General features: G+C 26.3%; 14 protein-coding genes. All 14 read left to right on the forward strand.

Going from position 1 to position 18,720, the window contains the following annotated elements; translation table 11 throughout:
* Positions 1-418 precede the first annotated feature (418 nt).
* The 14 genes from QOZ93_RS06795 to QOZ93_RS06860 all read left to right on the forward strand — a co-directional run bounded on the left by QOZ93_RS06795 (position 419) and on the right by QOZ93_RS06860 (position 18,718).
* Positions 419-1,003, forward strand: a complete 585-nt coding sequence (locus tag QOZ93_RS06795) for a 50S ribosomal protein L25 (protein ID WP_162630408.1) — start codon at positions 419-421, stop codon at positions 1,001-1,003.
* Between the two features lie 413 nt (positions 1,004-1,416).
* The gene (locus tag QOZ93_RS06800; protein ID WP_307355630.1) at positions 1,417-2,484 is read left to right on the forward strand and encodes a tetratricopeptide repeat protein; all 1,068 of its coding nucleotides are present in this window, start codon (positions 1,417-1,419) and stop codon (positions 2,482-2,484) included.
* 33 nt (positions 2,485-2,517) lie between these two features.
* Positions 2,518-3,423 (forward strand): UTP--glucose-1-phosphate uridylyltransferase GalU, encoded by a 906-nt coding sequence (gene galU, locus QOZ93_RS06805; protein WP_111943582.1) that lies wholly within the window; start codon positions 2,518-2,520, stop codon positions 3,421-3,423.
* Between the two features lie 310 nt (positions 3,424-3,733).
* Positions 3,734-5,581, forward strand: a complete 1,848-nt coding sequence (locus QOZ93_RS06810; protein ID WP_111943580.1) for a polysaccharide biosynthesis protein — start codon at positions 3,734-3,736, stop codon at positions 5,579-5,581.
* A 130-nt stretch (positions 5,582-5,711) separates the two neighbouring features.
* On the forward strand, positions 5,712-7,028 hold the full coding sequence (locus tag QOZ93_RS06815) for a nucleotide sugar dehydrogenase (protein WP_307355631.1): 1,317 nt from the start codon (positions 5,712-5,714) through the stop codon (positions 7,026-7,028).
* 68 nt (positions 7,029-7,096) lie between these two features.
* A complete protein-coding gene (locus tag QOZ93_RS06820; protein WP_307355632.1) occupies positions 7,097-8,404 on the forward strand; it encodes a flippase in 1,308 nt (435 codons plus the stop codon).
* 348 nt (positions 8,405-8,752) lie between these two features.
* Positions 8,753-9,853 carry a Gfo/Idh/MocA family protein gene (locus tag QOZ93_RS06825; protein WP_307355633.1) on the forward strand — a complete coding sequence of 367 codons (1,101 nt, stop codon included), beginning with the start codon at positions 8,753-8,755 and terminating at the stop codon, positions 9,851-9,853.
* Between the two features lie 20 nt (positions 9,854-9,873).
* Positions 9,874-10,623 (forward strand): N-acetyltransferase, encoded by a 750-nt coding sequence (locus tag QOZ93_RS06830; RefSeq protein WP_307355634.1) that lies wholly within the window; start codon positions 9,874-9,876, stop codon positions 10,621-10,623.
* Between the two features lie 30 nt (positions 10,624-10,653).
* Positions 10,654-12,093 carry a lipopolysaccharide biosynthesis protein gene (locus tag QOZ93_RS06835; RefSeq protein ID WP_307355635.1) on the forward strand — a complete coding sequence of 480 codons (1,440 nt, stop codon included), beginning with the start codon at positions 10,654-10,656 and terminating at the stop codon, positions 12,091-12,093.
* Positions 12,094-12,117: 24 nt separating this feature from the next.
* A complete protein-coding gene (locus QOZ93_RS06840; RefSeq protein WP_307355636.1) occupies positions 12,118-13,152 on the forward strand; it encodes an NAD/NADP octopine/nopaline dehydrogenase family protein in 1,035 nt (344 codons plus the stop codon).
* Entirely contained in the window at positions 13,149-14,339 is a 1,191-nt protein-coding gene (locus QOZ93_RS06845) for a carboxylate--amine ligase (RefSeq protein ID WP_307355637.1), read from the forward strand. Before QOZ93_RS06840 ends, QOZ93_RS06845 begins: the two co-directional genes overlap by 4 nt.
* A 5-nt stretch (positions 14,340-14,344) precedes the next feature.
* Positions 14,345-15,982, forward strand: a complete 1,638-nt coding sequence (locus tag QOZ93_RS06850) for a methionine synthase (RefSeq protein WP_307355638.1) — start codon at positions 14,345-14,347, stop codon at positions 15,980-15,982.
* 26 nt (positions 15,983-16,008) lie between these two features.
* Positions 16,009-17,538, forward strand: a complete 1,530-nt coding sequence (locus tag QOZ93_RS06855) for a polysaccharide deacetylase family protein (protein ID WP_307355639.1) — start codon at positions 16,009-16,011, stop codon at positions 17,536-17,538.
* A gap of 82 nt (positions 17,539-17,620) precedes the next feature.
* Positions 17,621-18,718 carry a leucine-rich repeat domain-containing protein gene (locus QOZ93_RS06860; protein WP_307355640.1) on the forward strand — a complete coding sequence of 366 codons (1,098 nt, stop codon included), beginning with the start codon at positions 17,621-17,623 and terminating at the stop codon, positions 18,716-18,718.
* The last annotated feature ends 2 nt before the right edge of the window (positions 18,719-18,720 follow it).

Raw genomic sequence — 18,720 nt, forward strand, 5'->3', positions numbered from 1 at the left:
TTGAAATTTACCTTATATTGCTATAAATAACCAAAATAATTATAAAGTAATAATTTTGGAAAATCAATAATAATATAAAAAAGCATTTATAAAAAAGTACTTTTATATTTTATATTATTAAAGATGAAATTTTTTGTTAATATTTTTGAAAAACATATTTATTATACACTCTTTGGCGGTAAAATCAAGTTATTTTAAATTAAATTTCATTTCCTTTATATTTCTTTAAAATTCTTTGAATATAATCTAAATTTGAGATATTACGAAAAAATATTTAAATGAATTCAGTTAATAAATAATAAAAAATTAATAAAATTTAAATCAGTATAATTTGGATCTAATTAGTCAAAAAGGTATAAATTCTATTAATTAGGTAAAACTTTATATGACAATATAAATTTGTTTAGGAGGAATAGTTGTGAATAACTTGGTTATAAGTAAAAGAGAAAAAACATGTAATAAATTTGCTAAAAAAGAGAGAAAAAAAGGAATTATTCCTGGTATGTTATATGGAAAAAATAATAATAATTTCATGTTTGAAGTAGGAGAACTTGAATTAAATAAAAATTTAAAACTAAGTGGAGAACATGGAGTTTTAAATTTAGAATCAGGTGGAAAAACACAAAAAGCTCTTATAAAAGAAGTACAAAGAGAACCCGTAACCAATAAAATTTTACACGTAGATTTAGAGAGAGTTTCTAGTGATGATAAAATAGTTACAGAAGTACCACTTCAATTTACAGGTGAAGGTAAAATAAGTAGCAAAGGTGGAATTCTACAAAAAGAAAAAACTACAGTTAAAGTTCAATGTAAAGCAAATGAAATACCAAGTAATCTTCAAGTCGACTTAACAAAGTATGATGTTGGTGATATATTTAGATTACAAGATTTAGAAATAGGTGAAGACTTAACTTTTATAGAACCTTCAGATTCTATTATTGCACTAGTTACACATAATAATTCATCACCAGAAGAACAGGGCGAAGAAGAAATAGATGATTAAAAAATATATAACTATTTAGTCTAATAAGAATTCAGAGGTACATTTATTTTAAGTGATTTTAATAAATAGTACCTCAAAATTTTATATGTTTATGTAAAATATATGAATACAAGATAAAAATCATATGGTATTATATAGTATATAATACTCTTTAAAAAAAGTATTATATGTTTTATATTTTTAAAATTGTAATTATGCTTGTAAAATGTATTAAAAAGCAAATAAAATATAGAAATAATATGGAAAATTTAAACTGTTTAGCAAATACAATTTCATGATATGTATAGATATTATAAAAAAGATATGGTATCATATATTGTTGATTTAAGATAATAGAAATTATAATTTTAAAGGTATAAGATATTATATGTAAAAGTAAAGAACAATTAAAATAGGTATAGAAAGGGATAGCTATGGATATACAGAAAAAGTTTAACGAAAAACTTTCTAAATTGTTATTTTTAGAACTTAAAAAAGGACATAATTTAGGAGAATATGAAATAAAGGAAAATATTTATGTTCCAATAAAAGCAGAATCAATTGTGGACAGAGTTAATCATGGAGAAAAAGCTAAGGAAATTCCAATATCCTTTTTTATTGAGGGCATAATATTTGTATTAGGTGCGGATCCGCTTTTTAAGTATAAAAAAGAATATTTGAATATACTGAATAACATAAATAATAGTGTTGACTTTATAAAAAATAAAATTTTTAATGAAATAAAAGAGCATAGATATGAAGATGCATATATTTTTCTAAAAGGATTATTAAATTTAGAGTCTACAGAAGAAATTTTTGATAAATGTTTTTTATTGTTAGAAAATTTACGAAAATTAGATAAAGAATATTTAGATGAGGAATTAGAAATAATTGAAAAAGCTAAAAAATTACCTAATTTTGCTGAGCCTTATTTATACGATAGTATAGTTTCAAGAGATAAGGAAGAATTCTCAAAGGCGCTAGTAAGTATACATACTTATTTAGAGTTAGGTGGAAAAGAAACTAAGGAAATTTCAGAGTTTAAGGAAAATCTTATAAATATAAATCAATATAATAAAGGTAAAGAATTAGCTTTTTCAGAACCAGAAAATGCATTAAAACATTTACTACCCTTAATTGATTATTTCGGAGATAGTGCTAATATATATTATTATATAGCATTATGTTATAGGGTTTTAGGTAATTTCGAAAAAGCAATATATTATTTAAATGAGGCATCTGTTTTTGATGAAGCTTTATTGGAGGTAATGAATGAATATGGAATTAATTATGCCAGTTTAGGAGATTTCAAGAAAGCTACACTATATTTTGAAAAGGCTTTTGAAACATCTAAGTCAATAGAAATATGTACTAATATAGTTATGTGTTATTTAAATTTAAATGATTTAGAAAATGCTAAAAAATTTATGGAAGAAGCTATTAAAATAGATAAAGATGATGAAATAGTTAATGAATTAAAAGTTTATTTTAAAGATTTATAATGAGTAGACTAGAGAGTAGGGGGAAGTAAAAGAATGAAAGTTAAAAAAGCGATAATACCAGCAGCAGGTTTGGGAACTAGATTTTTACCAGCTACTAAAGCTCAACCAAAGGAAATGTTACCTATTGTAGATAAACCAACAATTCAATATATAATAGAGGAAGCAGTTAAATCAGGAATAGAACAAATACTTATAATTACAGGTAGAAATAAGAAATCTATAGAAGATCATTTTGATAAATCTTTTGAACTAGAAGCTCAACTAAAACAAAGCGGTAAAGATGAATTATTAGAGATGGTAAAAGAAATTTCTAATATGGTTGATATACATTACATAAGACAAAAGGAGCCTAAGGGGTTAGGGCATGCTATAAATTGTGCTAGAATATTTGTAGGAAATGAGCCTTTTGCAGTTCTTTTGGGTGATGATGTAGTAGATAGCAATAAGCCATGTTTAAAGCAATTGATGGAGTGTTATGAAGAATATAACACAAGCATATTGGGAGTACAAGAAGTACCAGAAAAAGATGTGTCTAAGTATGGAATAGTAAAAGGAATCCAATTAAAAGACAGGGTTTATAAAGTAGAAGACATGGTGGAAAAACCATCTATAGAAGAAGCGCCATCTAATGTGGCTATTTTAGGTAGATATATAATAACACCTCAAATATTTGATATCTTAGCAACTATTAAACCAGGTAAAAATAATGAAATTCAACTAACTGATGCCTTAAAGGTATTAATGAATAAAGAAGAGATGTATGCATATAATTTCGAAGGTAGAAGATATGATGTAGGAGATAAGTTAGGATTTTTACAGGCTACTGTAGAATTTGCATTAAAAAGAGATGGTTTAAAAGATGAGTTTATGAAATATTTGCAAACTCTAAAATACAGCCCAGACTTTATGGAACTTTATAATAAAATTAATAATAAATAAAAAAGTCCCTAAAAGGGACTTTTTTATATGAAATATAATAATATACAAGTATTTACACAAAATAAAGTCATAATATTAAATTTTTACAATTTTAAATAAATGTAGTATAATTTTTTTGATATATTACACATATACGAGTCATTTTATCTTTATTATATAATTAAAAGCTAAACTACGAGTTATAAGAGTAGACAATTAAATTATTATGTACAGTTTGAAAAATATAATAAAACATAAAAAAATGTTGAATATTTTTTTCATTTATGTAAAATAAGAAGGTAGAGGTTCTATACTAAAAGGAAGTGATTCTATGAAGAGAGATAAAAAACTTATTATTTTTGATATAATTTTAATAATTTTTTCATTGTATTTAGCTATACTATTGAGATTTGATTTTGGTGCTATATCAGATTTTAATAAATATATAGTGTTTTTTAAACTATCAATACTCCCAGTTATAGTTATTACAATATTTTTTAACAAGGTATTTAACTTATATAACAGTATATGGAAATATGCTTCTGTAGAGGAATTAATATCTATAATTTATTCCGTGTCTATTTCAAATATATTCTTTATAATTTATAGTTATTTTATTAATTATAAGTTATTTGAAAGCAATTATTATAGATTTCCGTTTACTGTACATATTATATTTTGGATACTATCAATTGTAAGTTTAGGTGGTACAAGATTCGTATATAGGATAATAGAAGATAAAAAAGCACAAAAGCTTAATAAAAAAGCGAGAAAAAATTTAATTATTATAGGGGCTGGTGATGCCGCTGCACTTATAATTAAAGAGATTGGAAGAAATACAGAATTAAACTATAAGATAATAGGATTAATTGATGATGATAGAGATAAAGTAGGTAAGCGTATAAACAGTATTCCTGTATTAGGAGGAAGAAACGATATATTATCTATAACACGTAAAAAGCATATAGATGAGATAATATTTGCAATTCCTTCTGTGGATGCATCAACTAAGAGTGAAATAATATCTATATGTAAAGAAACTAAGTGTAGATTAAGAACACTTCCAAGTATGGATGAAGTTATTGATGGTAAATTTAATATGAGTAAAATCAGAGATGTTAATATTGAGGACCTATTAGGTAGAGAAGAAATAAAGCTTGATAATAGTAATATTAGTAATTTTATAAAAGATAAAGTTGTTTTAGTTACAGGTGGTGGAGGATCTATAGGATCAGAATTATGTAGACAAATAGTTAAATTTTCGCCATCTAAGTTGTTGATTTTAGATATATACGAAAATAATGTTTACGATGTTCAAATGGAACTAAATTATACTTATCCTAATCTAAAAAAAGAAGTTATAATTGCATCTATAAGGGATAAAAAAAGATTAGAAGAAATTTTTGAAGAATACAAGCCAGCGGTAGTATTTCATGCTGCAGCTCATAAACATGTACCTTTAATGGAAGATAATCCAGCAGAGGCTATTAAAAATAATATTGTTGGTACACATAATCTAATAAAATGTGCAGATAAGTATAATGTAAAAAAATTTGTGCAAATAAGTACAGATAAAGCGGTAAATCCAACTAATGTTATGGGAGCTACAAAGAGATTTTGTGAAATAATGATACAGGCATATGACAAAGTAAGTAAAACTGAGTTTGTTGCAGTAAGGTTTGGAAATGTCCTTGGAAGTAATGGATCTGTAATTCCACTATTTAAAAAGCAAATAGCACATGGGGGGCCAGTTACAGTAACTCATCCAGAGATAAATAGATTTTTTATGACTATACCAGAAGCAGCTCAATTAGTAATACAGGCAGCAGCTATGGCTCAAGGTGGAGAAATCTTTGTTCTTGATATGGGAACACCAGTTAAAATAGCTGATCTAGCTAAAGATTTAATAGAGCTTTCTGGATTTAGACCAAATGAAGATATAAAAATTGAATATACTGGTTTAAGACCTGGTGAAAAACTTTATGAAGAATTATTGATGGATAAAAAGGCATTAAATTCAACTAAACATAGAAAAATATTTGTTGAAAAACCAATGGAACATGACTTGGAATTTGTAGAAAAATCTATAGAGGAATTTAGAAATGCATTTTATTATTCTGATGAAGAAATAATGAAATTAGTAGAAGAAAAAGTTCCTACGTACATGAGAAAAAAATAAAAAATATTTTAAATTGGAAATATATTAAAAGTTAAATTTTTAACTAAATTAATATAGAGTTTTATAGAAAATTAGTGATAAAATAGTTTTATTAATTAAATTATTGGTTAAATTATTAGGAGGTTTGACTATGTCAGAACTTAAAGAACAATTATTAAAAAAAATTGAGAACAAAACAGCGAAGTTAGGAGTAGTAGGATTAGGTTACGTAGGACTTCCTTTAGCAGTAGAAAAAGCTAAAGCTGGTTTTGAAGTAATTGGTTTTGATGTGCAAGAAGAAAAAGTAAATCTTGTTAATGAAGGCAAGAACTACATAGGAGATATAATTGATTCAGATTTAGCTAAATTAGTTAAAGAGGGAAAAATTAAAGCAACAACAGATTTTTCTTTCGTATCTGAAGTTGATGCTATAGCAATAGCTGTTCCAACACCATTAGATAAGTTTAAACAACCAGATGTATCTTATGTTAAAAAATCTACTGAAGATATTTCTAAATATCTACACAAAGGAATGTTAGTAGTTTTAGAAAGTACAACTTATCCAGGAACAACTGAAGAGATAGTAAAACCTATTCTTGAACAAAGTGGGTTAAAATGCGGAGAAGATTTCTTCCTAGCATTTTCACCAGAAAGAGTTGACCCAGGTAATAAACAATTTAAAACTAAAAATACTCCAAAGGTTGTTGGGGGATGTACTCCAGAATGTACAGAAATAGCTGCTACATTATATAGAAGCGTTTTAGAAGGGGATGTATTTACAGTATCATCACCAGCAGTAGCAGAAATGGAAAAAATTCTTGAAAACACATTTAGACATATAAATATTGGTCTTGTAAATGAAATGGCTGTTTTATGTGGAAAAATGGGTATAGATATTTGGGAAGTTATAGAAGCTGCTAAAACTAAACCTTATGGATTTATGCCATTCTATCCAGGTCCAGGCTTAGGAGGACACTGTATACCATTAGATCCATTCTATTTAACTTATAAGGCTAGAGAGTATGATTATCATACAAGATTAATCGAAACAGCTGGTGAAATTAATGATATGATGCCAGAATTCGTAGTTGATAACGCTATGAAACTTTTAAATACTCAAAAGAAATCATTAAACGGAGCAAAAGTTTTACTTTTAGGTGTAGCTTATAAAAAGGATATTGACGATATGAGAGAATCACCAGCACTAAAAGTAATAGAGCATTTAGAAAAAGCAGGTGCTGAAGTTTTAATTAATGATCCATATGTCCCAACTTTTAAACATTGTGGAAAAACATATACTTCTATTGATTACAAAGAAGGCATAAATGTTGCGGATATGGTAATAATAACTACAGATCATAGTGATTATGATTACGATTATGTTGTAGAAAAAGCAAACTTAGTATATGATACAAGAAATGCTACTAAGAATGTAAAAACTAATAGAGAAAAAATCAATAAGCTTTAATATAAAAGTAGTATAATCTTGAGCAAAGGATATCAATTTTAAATTGGTATTCTTTGCAATAATATTAAATGAGGATATTTAAGGTGAGTCAATATAAAAAAAATATATTAAATAATTTTATGGCAAACATATTTAATATGGTTTTAGCGTTTGTTATTAGTATTTTAATTGCTAGAAAATTAGGACCAACAGGTAGAGGTTATCTAGCTTTTTTTATGTTAATAGCGGATTTAGTAGCTAGTTATGGACATTTAGGAATAATAAATGCTACTAATTATTTTGAAACAAGAATGGGTTTTAAAAAAGAAAAGATATACAATATAAACTTAACGTATAATATATTGATATGCATAATAATGGCAGTAGTTTTTAGTGTACTTTATACAAATGGGATTGCATTTAAAAATTATGATGTTCCATTATTTAGTGCTTTTATAGCATATACGATTCTCATATTATTGAGATCTTTTTTAAATACTATATATATTGGTGATGAAAGAATCAAATCCATGAATATGTTTACTGTAGTAACTGCCACAATATCATCAGTTATAGTACTTTTAAACATTACACATTTAACACTTTTTATGTATGTGGGTATAAAAGTTATTGAGGTAGGGATAAATGTACTACTATTATTATTTAATTCAAAATATAAATATAAACCAGATTTAGATTTAAAAATAATAAAAGAAGAAATTAAATATGGAATTAATCCATTGCTTGCTAGTTTATCAATTTATTTGAATTATAAAATAGATAAATTTTTAATTAAATTTTTAAATGGTATTACTGAATTAGGATTATATTCAAATGCAGTAACTTTATCTGAATTGGTTTTAATAATACCTCAAGCTATAGCTAATCCTATAACAGCAAAATTATATAACCTTTCATTGGAGTCTGAGGAAAGAAAAGAAACAATTTTAAAGACTTTAAGGTATGGTTTTACAGCTTGTGTAATGTTGACAGTAATTGGAATGTGTTGTATTCCTTTAATTCCAGTGGTATATGGAACCAAATATATACCTTCTAAGCTTATGACTTTTATATTGTTTTTAAGTATACCTTTTGTTTCTATTGGTAAAATCACAACTCCATATTTTTATTCTAGTGGAAATGTAAAAATCATAACCAAGTTTTCCGTAATATCTTTAATAGTTAACACTGTACTAAACTTCATACTTATTCCTAGAATGGGTGGGAATGGGGCTGCTATAGCATCTACTATTTCTTATACTATATATGGAGTTCAGTATATTAGATATTTTAAAAAGGAATTCAATGTTAAAACAAAAGAACTATTATTTATTAATAAAAGTGAAATGTTGGTATTAATTGAACAAATTAAGAACAAAATAAAAAGATTTACTTAGGCTAGAAGAACTCACAATTAAAAAAATTGTATTTTAAAGTAAGACATAAAAATATTATTTTTATGTCTTATTAATAAGATACAATATATACACAAATATTTTATTTAATGTAGATGTTTACTATATAAAAAGGTAAAAATAATAAGAATAAACTTATAAAAATTTATAGAATTTTTATAATAAAATTTAACTTAAGGGCTATAATGTTAATATAAATTTATAAATTTGACATTAAATAGTATGATATAATATTAACTTAAGTTAAGAAAATTTAATAATATGGACAAGTGTTTTACATTATTTTATTTAAATAAAAAATCATAATAAAAAAGAGAAGGAAGTGTTCTTATGTTAAAACTTGCAATAATAGGATGCGGAAGAATATCATATAAACATGTAGAGGCTATAATTAGTAATAAAGATGAAGCTGTATTAGTAGCAGTGTGTGATGTTGTTAAAGAAAAGGCAGAAGAGAAAAAAAATGGCTATTTAGAAAAAATGGGCAATGAATATAAAGTAAATGTGTATACTGATTATAAAGAAATGTTAGAAAAAGAAGATATAGATGTAGTAACTATAGCTACAGAAAGTGGATATCATCCAGAAATTGCAATAAACTGTATGAATAAGAAAAAGCACGTTATTGTTGAAAAACCAATGGCATTATCTATAGAGGATGCAGATAAAATGATAGAGACTGCAAAAAATAATAATGTAAAATTATGTGTAAGCCATCAAAATAGATTTAATAAACCTATTCAACAATTAAGAAAAGCTATAGAATCAGATAGATTTGGTAGACTTGTAAATGGTACAGCTAGAATTCTTTGGAATAGAAATATGGGATACTACAATCAAGCTCCATGGAGAGGAACATGGGCACAAGATGGTGGTACATTAATGAATCAATGTATACATAATATAGATTTACTTCAATGGATGATGGGCGGAGAAATTGACACAGTTTATGCACAATGTGATACTTTCCTAAGAGATATTCAAGCAGAAGATTTTGGCGCTATAGTTATAAGATTTAAAAATGGATCAATAGGAATAATAGAAGGAAGCGCATGTGTATACCCTAAAAATTTAGAAGAAACTTTAAGTATATTCGGTGAAAAAGGAACAGTATGCATAGGTGGTCTTGCCGTTAATAAAATAGAAACTTGGAGATTTGAAGACGAAAAAGAAAATGAAGAAGCAGATATATTAGCAGCTCAAGCAGGGGATCCAGATACAGTATATGGTTTTGGTCATACTCCTTTATTTAAGGATATGATAGATGCTATAAATGAAGATAGACAGCCATTAGTAAGTGGAGAAGAAGGTAAAAAAGGTATGACTATAATTTTGGCTGCATATAAGTCAAGATTAACAGGAGAACCAGTTAAATTCCCATTAGAGCATTTCGCGTCAACAGATATGGCTAATGTAAAGAAGTTACATTAATAAAAATAGGAGAATTAGAGATGAAAATGAATTATATTTCAGAGAAAGCTACATTGGGCAAAGAAGTTAAGTTAGGAAGATTTTCTATAATAGAAGATGATGTAGTTATAGGAGAAAATTGCATTATAGGTAATAATGTTGTAATTCATAAAGGGAGTATCATAGGTAATAATGTTAGAATAGATGATAATGCTATAATAGGAAAAGAGCCTATGAGAGCCGTAAATAGTATTTTTAAAAATGATAAAAAATTCTCACCTTGTAAAATAAATGATGAATGTTTAATCGGTGCTAGTGTAATTATTTATGTAGGTTGTGAAATAGGTAAAAAAACTTTAGTTGCAGATTTAGCTGTAGTTAGAGAAGATGTAACTATTGGAGAAAAGAATATAATTGGTAAAGGTGCTACTATAGAGAACTTCTGTAAGGTAGGATCAAATTGTAAAATTCAAACTAATGTATATTTAACAGCTTATTCAGAAGTAGAAGATAATGTATTTATAGCACCATGTGTTGTTACTTCAAATGATAATTATGCTGCTAGATCAAAAGAGAGATTTGGAAAATTTAAAGGCGTAACTGTTAAAAAAGGTGGTAGAATAGGAGCTGGAGCCGTAATTTTACCAGGTAAGTTTATAAAAGAAGATGGATTAGTTGCTGCAGGATCTGTGGTGACTAAAGATGTTGAAAATGAGACAATAGTAGCAGGAAATCCAGCAAAATATTTTAGAAATGTTCCAGAGGATCAATTACTTAAGAACCAAGAATAGTGGTTGGTTGCATTTAGGAGTGAAATATTAATGAATAATAAGGGGAAAAGACTCTTAATAGATATGTTTTTATATGCTATAGGAGATTTTGGGTCTAAGATAATAAGCTTTTTATTGGTACCATTTTATACAAGGTATCTTAGTACTGGTGAGTATGGGTCACTAGACTTAGTAAACACTACACAATCACTAATAATTCCTATTATTTCACTTCAATTAACCAGTGGTATCTTTAGATATCTTTTAGATGATAAATATGATTCTAAAGATGTTGTTTCCACCGGGGTTAATTTCACGTTAATATCATCCTTTATTAGTGCTATAGTGTTTATGATCATATATAAGGTATTTGATTTACAAATACCTTATATTGGTGTTATAGTGGTTTTCTTTTTATTTAGTATGGTTAATAATATGTTCAGACAAATATTAAGAGGACTAGATAATATAAAAGTTTATTCTATAACAGGAATTTTATCTACATTGTTTTTTTGTTTGCTTAATATTTGGTTTATTGGCGGACTAGGCATGAGCTATGAGGGAATGATTTATGCAAATGTAATAACTCTATTTCTAGTAACAATAATAATAATATTTTGGGGAAAATTATTTAAGTATTATGATATCAAGATGTTTAATAAAGACTTATTTAAGGAACTTTTAACATATTCTATCCCGTTAATACCAAATACAATTAATTGGTGGATAATGAATGTTTCTGATAGATATTTATTAAATGTGTATATAGGGTTAAGTGCTGTAGGTATTTATTCTATAGCAAATAAATTTGCTTCTTTTTTATTTATGTTTAATAGTATTTTTGATAGAGCTTGGCAAACAAGTGCTATAGAAAATTATCATTCTGAAAATAGAGATGCTTTTTTTACAAGTGTTTTTAATAAATTATTAAAGTTTCAAGTTCTTATGGTGCTAGGATGTATTATTGCACTTAAGCCATGTATGACATTTTTAGTAGGACCTGAATATAGAGAGGCATGGAAATATGCAAACATATTATTTATAGCTAATATGTTTTTAAGTTTTGGATTGTTTTATGGTGTAGCGTATAATTGTGCTAAAAAAACTAAGGATGCTTTTACTACTACAGTATACAGTGCTATACTAAATTTCTTAATAAATTTTTTACTAATAAAGTATATAGGGATTTATGCAGCAGCTATATCAACGTTGTTAGCATATCTTGCATTATGGATAAGTAGGATATTTACTATAAAAAAATATTTTAAAGTAAAAATAGATTATAAGGAATTGGTAAAGGGATTAGCGTTAATTAGCATAGTTAATGCTATTAATTTTATGTTTAGTGGTGTAAAATTGATTTTAGTAGATGTAGTTTTAATAATCATTATTATGTTTGTATATAAAAAAACTATATTTATAATTTTCAATACATGTAAAACTTATATAAAATCAGCTAAAAATAAGGTGAAACAAATGAAAACAAATTAAAATACAAAATGGGGTGTGTTGTATATGATAGCTGTATTAGGTGCTGGAAATGGTGGAATTGCCTTATCTACTTACTTAGAAGAAAAAAATATAAAAACTGTTGTATGGAATAGAAGCGAAGAAAGAATTAAAAGTATTTTAAAATATAAAAATGTTATAGAAATTCATAACATGAAAAAAAATACAGTTAAAAATATACAAATAGAAGATGTAACATTAAATGTTGAACAAGCTCTATTAAATGCAAAGTATGTTTTTATAGTTACACCTGGAAATGCACATAAAGAAATAGCTAAAACCATAGCCCCATTTGTAAGAAAAGATCAAATAATTATTTTAATGCCGGGAAGAACTTATGGAAGTATAGTTTTTTCTGATGAAATTAAAAAGATAAGAGGTTTTTATCCTAAGTGTATAGAAACTCAAACTATTTTACATGCCTGTAGAATAAATGAAAACAAATTATATATACACGGATTAAAATCTAAAGTATTATATTCGTCTTTTGAAGAAATATCACAAGATGATATAAAATATATAAATAATATAATACCTGAATTTATATATGAAAAGGACTATTATAAGATAACATTAAATAATATAGGGGCTCTATTACATCCAATTCCAACTTTACTTAATGCTGCAAGAATAGAGAGTAATAGTAGATTTAAGTATTATACAGAGGGATTAACACCAACTGTGGTAAAGTATATTGAAAATGTAGATAAAGAACGTAAAATGGTTTGTGATGAAATAGGTTGCGAATATATTTCTCTTCTAGAATGGTTAAATAAAGAGTATGATTCTCATGGAAATAGTGTTTATGAAAGTATAAATAAAATTGAAGCTTATAAGAATATAGGGTGCCCTAATACTTTGAATCATAGATATATTTATGATGATATAAATACGGGACTTGTACCTATATATTATACAGGAAAAGCTTTTGGAATAGAATTGAAATATATAAAAACTTTTATAGACTTTGCATCATTATTAATGGGATATGATTTTATGAATTCAGGTAGAGGTTTTAGCAAGGAGATGCTGAGAAAATGAAATTTATTCCGGTGATTTTTGGAGGATATGTTAATGCATACAGCATTGCAAGAACATTTTATAATGAATATAAGATGAAATCAGTTGTATGCGATTCGGTACAAAATATTTGTTATTATTCAAATTTATGTGATCAAAAAATGGTATCTGATCCAAAGGTGGATGAAAAAAGTTTTATTGAACAGATGATAAAATTGGGACAAGATTTTAAGGAACAAAAAGTTAAACCAATCATTATTACAACGAAGGATGAATGGTTAATTTCTTTAGATAGACATAGGGATCAGTTGGAGGAATATTTTATTTATTCTTTTCCACATTGGGATGTAATAGAAAAATTAACTATAAAAAAATATTTATATGCCTATTGTGATGAAATAGGGATAATGTACCCTAAAACTTTCATATGTGATAGGGATAATTTTAAACAATCTGAAATAGAATTAAAAATGCCTATTTTAATTAAGCCATCTGAGGTTGTAGAATTTATATCTTTATTTCCTAGTGAAAAAAGAAATATAGTATTTGAAGATATGGGGCAATTAAAACAATATTTACAAGAAAAATTCAATAAGGGATATAAGGGTAATTTTGTATTGCAAGAGTATATTCCAGGAGGAATTGAGAATTTATATACTATAACAACTTATAGTGATAAAAATAGTTTTAATCTAAAGGGTGTATCAATAGGACATAAGTTAACTCAATATCCAAAGGAAGCGGGAACTATTACTTCAGGAATGATATGTTATGAAGAAAGGTTGATAGAACCTACAAATAAATTATTGAATTTATGTAGCTATTATGGCATAACTAATGTGGAATATAAGTATGACCATAGAGATGATAGTTACAAATTAATAGAGGTAAATCCTAGACCAGGAATGTGGAATTATTCTTCTTACCTAAGTGGAGTAAACTTATTTAAAATGATGGTAGATGATTTAATTTATAATAGGCAATTAGATTATACAGAAGGTAAGAAAGACCTTCTATGGACTGTAATCCCCGTAAAAGAGGTATTAAAGGATCTAGATAATAAAGACAAAAAGAAATATGTCAAAAAGTTAATAGAACAAAATCAAGTTATCGATCCTAGAAAAAATAGTGAAGATTGCTTTGCATTTAAATTTAATATTTGTAAAAATAATTTAAGAAGTAAAGTTTCTAAATTAATAAAGGGGTGATTTAAGTGAAAAAGTTGATAACAGCTGCAATAGGAAGTTGTGTTCATGTAGCAGGTGTATTTAAATTCACTCAAATGGCAGAACAAGAAGGATATAATACTACGTATATGGGAGCGGCTGTTCCTTTAGAAAGATTGATAGATGCAATTAAAGAAATTCAACCTAATATAGTATCTATTGGATATAGGTTAAGCAAAGAGTCTACTGAAAAACTATTAACAGATTTTGAGAATATGTTAATAGAAAATAATTTATTAGATGGAATAACTTATTCATTCGGAGGAACTATTGAAACAGCCCAAATAGCCCGCAAATTTAATTTTATAAAAAAGGTTTTTGATGGGTCAGAGGAACCAGAGGAAAGTATTTTATTTTTAAGAAATCATTCCTCTTTTGATAATTCACAGGGTATACCACCACAAAAATTAAGGGATAGAATTAAATATAAAAACCCATATCCATTATTTAGACATCATATAGGATTAGGCACACTAGAGGAAACAGAAGAAGGAATAAGAACTTTGGCAGAATCTAATTTATTAGATATCATTTCTTTAGCTCCAGATCAAAATTGTCAACAATATTTTTTCGAACAAGAAAAGATGGATCAAAGACAAAGTGGTGCAGGGGGAGCTCCTATTAGAACGAGGGAAGATCTAATACGTATGTATGAAGCTACTAGGAGTGGTAATTATCCATTGTTAAGATGTTACTCTGGAACTCAAGGATTGTTGCAATTTTCAAAGATTTTAAAGGAAACTATTAATAATGCTTGGGCTGCAATACCATTGACATGGTATTCTGAGTTAGATAGAAGATCTAATAGAAAGTTAGAAAATGCTATAAGAGAAAACCAAGCTTCTATAAAGTGGAATGCAGAAAATGGAATTCCTGTAGAAATAAATGAATCTCATCAATGGGCTTTAAGATTTGCACATGATGCACTAGAGGTTGCTATGGCATATATAGTTGCTTACAATGCAAAAGAATTAGGTGTTAAAGATTTTATAATGCAATATATGTTATGCAATCCACCAACAATATCACCTAAAATGGATATTGCAAAAATGATGGCTAAAGTTGAACTATTACAGGAATTAGAATCAGAAGAGTTTAATATAATTAGAATGATTCGCCCAGGACTATTATCTTATCCAGCAGATATGGACGCAGCTAAAGGTCAACTTGCCAATTCAATATTCTATGGTTCTTATTTAAAGCCACATATTATACATGTTGTTTCTTATTGCGAGGCCGTAGATAGAGCAACGCCTAAAGAAATTATAGAATCTGTCAAAATAGCCAAAAGATCATATTTAAATGCTCAGCAAGGCATACCGGATTTTATGGCAGATAAGTCTGTGTATGATAGAAAAGAAGTATTAAAAGAAGAGGCTATGGAAATTGTTAATAGCATTATAAAAATTGGTCAAGGTTATGAAAAACCTTTAATGGAGCCAAAAGTAATTTCTGATGCTGTTAAGGTAGGCATAATTGATGCACCATGTCTAAAAGGATTTGGAGATTGTAGGGGAGAAGTGAAAGTTAAAATTAAAGATGGGTATCATGTATTAGTTGATGAAAATGACAAAATTCTAACAGAAAAAGAAAGAATACGTAAATTAATAAATAATGTGTTATAATTAAAAAATTTGTTGAGGAGAAGGCTATGATATATATATATATCCAAAACAAAAAATATTTAAAAAAAATACAATATGTATTTGACAATGTATTTTTTAATTTAGGTTTAGAATACAAATATATATATGACGAAGTAATAGATATCAATGATGAAGATATCTTAGTTACATATAGTTTTAATGATGATGAAATTGAGTTTTATGATTTATTCAAGAATCATATAGACATAAAAGATAGTTTAAAATTATTTAATGATGATTATTATATGAAATATAATGTTCTTACCAACATAGAGATAAAAAAAGTGAGATTATATGATAAATATGATTTAATATCTTTATTTTCAAAGGAAAAAGAAGTTTATCTAAATATATTAGAAGATAATGAGAATACTATTTATAAGGTAAATTTTGATGTTATTTCAGATATATTTTTTATGCTTACAAGATATGAAGAAATAATAAATTATGAAGTTGTAAAAAATGAAGTGCATAACAGATTCCCTGCAGTGGAATCAATCGCATTTAAAAATAATTTTTTACATAGGCCTATAGTAAATGAAGATATAGACTTTTTATGGGATTTGATAGATAATTTTAAATTAGGATTAGAAAGAAAAGAATGGTGGGGGAAAGAAAAATTTGCAGTTTGTTTAACCCATGATGTAGATATGGTTTTTAAATACTTAAAATTTAAAAAAGAGATCAGAAATTCAGCAAGATATTTATTAAAGGAAGGTTCTTTAAATAAGAGTATAAAGAATTTTATATTGTTTTTTAAAAGTAAGTTAAACTATAAAAATGATCCTTACTGGAATATAGAAGATATATTAAAATTAGAAAAAGATAAGGGCTTTAAATCTAGTTTTTATTTTATGAGTGGGGGAACTTCAAAAGTGGATAATTATTATGATATTGAAGATCCCAGGATTCAGAATTTAATTAAGTTTGTTGAAGATAATGGATTTGAAGCAGGATACCATGCAAGTTTTAACAGTTACAATAATTTTAAGCTTATGAAATCTGAAAAAGAGAAGTTAGATACAATAATTTCTTCAAAACAATATGGATGCAGACAACATTATTTAAGATTTTCACCAAATAAAACTTGGAAACAACATGAACAATTAAAATTAAAATACGATGCGTCTTTGGGGTATGCTGATAGGCAAGGATTTAGATGTGGATATTGTTTTCCATTTAAACCGTATGATATAGTTAGAGATGAAGTATTAGATGTATGGGAAATACCGTTAATTGTCATGGATGTTACATTAGCAGGAAGTAATTATAGCAATTTAACTGTAGAAGAAGGAGTTAATGAAATAAAACAATATATAAATACAATTGAGAAACATAGAGGAGTATTTAATATATTATGGCATAATTCTTCTTTTGATATATTAAATATTTTATGGAAATTATGGGTAGATGTTTATGGTGAGGTTCTCGAATATGTTTCTTGTAAAGATGCATTGGTGACATCAGGTCAGAAAATTATAGAGAATGTAGAAAGTAAACAGTCAGCAGAAATTAAGGTTAAAGATCTTGTGTAAAAATAATGTACTATAACATAGTATGGAATTTTAATTGAAAGTATAAATACTAAAGAGTTGATTTTAATAGTTGGAGGTAATTATGAAAGAACTTTTTAATAAAATAAAGAATTTGGCTTTAAATAAAAAAACTATTTTCTTTATTTGTTTTTTAGTTGTATTAGGTGTAGGAGTTTTTGTGATAAATATGGTAGAGAGAAAATCTAGTAATGATAATGATTTAGTGCTAAATAATCAAGAGATTAAATTTAAAGATCATGATTTAGAGATAGCGGTTAGAGAAGAAATAAAAAAACCTATAGGTAAAATACATAAAAAAGATATTATGTATGTAAAGAAATTAGATGCCTCTAAAAGAGAAATAAAAAGTTTAGATGGTATAGAAAATTTATTTAACTTAAATGTACTTGATGTTCAATTTAATAAAATTACGGATATTTCTCAGATAGCAAAGTTAAAAGGACTAGATGAGTTATATTTAAATAATAATAACATAGATGATATAAGTCCTTTAAAACAGTGTAAACAATTAAAAATATTACATTTAAACAATAATCATATAACAAACGTTGAGAATGTAAAATATTTAAATTCCTTAGTTACATTAAAAGTAGGAAGTAATCACTTAGAATCTTTAAAACCATTACTAGGTTTAAAAAATTTAAAGGAATTAGATATATCAAAAAATATTTTTTCAGATATATCGGATATATATGTATTAGACGGACTTACAGTATTAAATGCAAATAACAATAATATTCAATGTTTATCAGGACTAGAAAAAATGAAAAATTTAACAGAACTTTATCTTGAAGGAAATGGTTTAGAAAATATAGAGTCTGTAGGAAAGATGAAAGCACTTATTAAGTTAAATATAAGCAAAAATAGAATTAGAAAAATAGATATTTTAGGAAATTTAAAAGAGTTAGAAGAATTAAATATGGATACTAATTTTGTGAAAGATATAAGTATAGTTAAAAAGTTCTCTAATTTAAGAATTGCAGATTTAAGAAGAAATTATATAACTGATTTAAGACCTTTGGCTAATAATGATAAAATAGAAGAAATTTACTTAGATGAAAAAAACAATATAGAACCAATAAAGAAATATAGAAACCAAATTAAGAGTGCTGATGTGTATACTAAATCAAAGTTATTAAACGAAGAAATTTTTAGGTAATT

Origin of the sequence: Hathewaya limosa, assembly GCF_030815255.1 — a bacterium.
GTDB classification, from domain to species: Bacteria; Bacillota; Clostridia; order Clostridiales; family Clostridiaceae; genus Hathewaya; species Hathewaya limosa.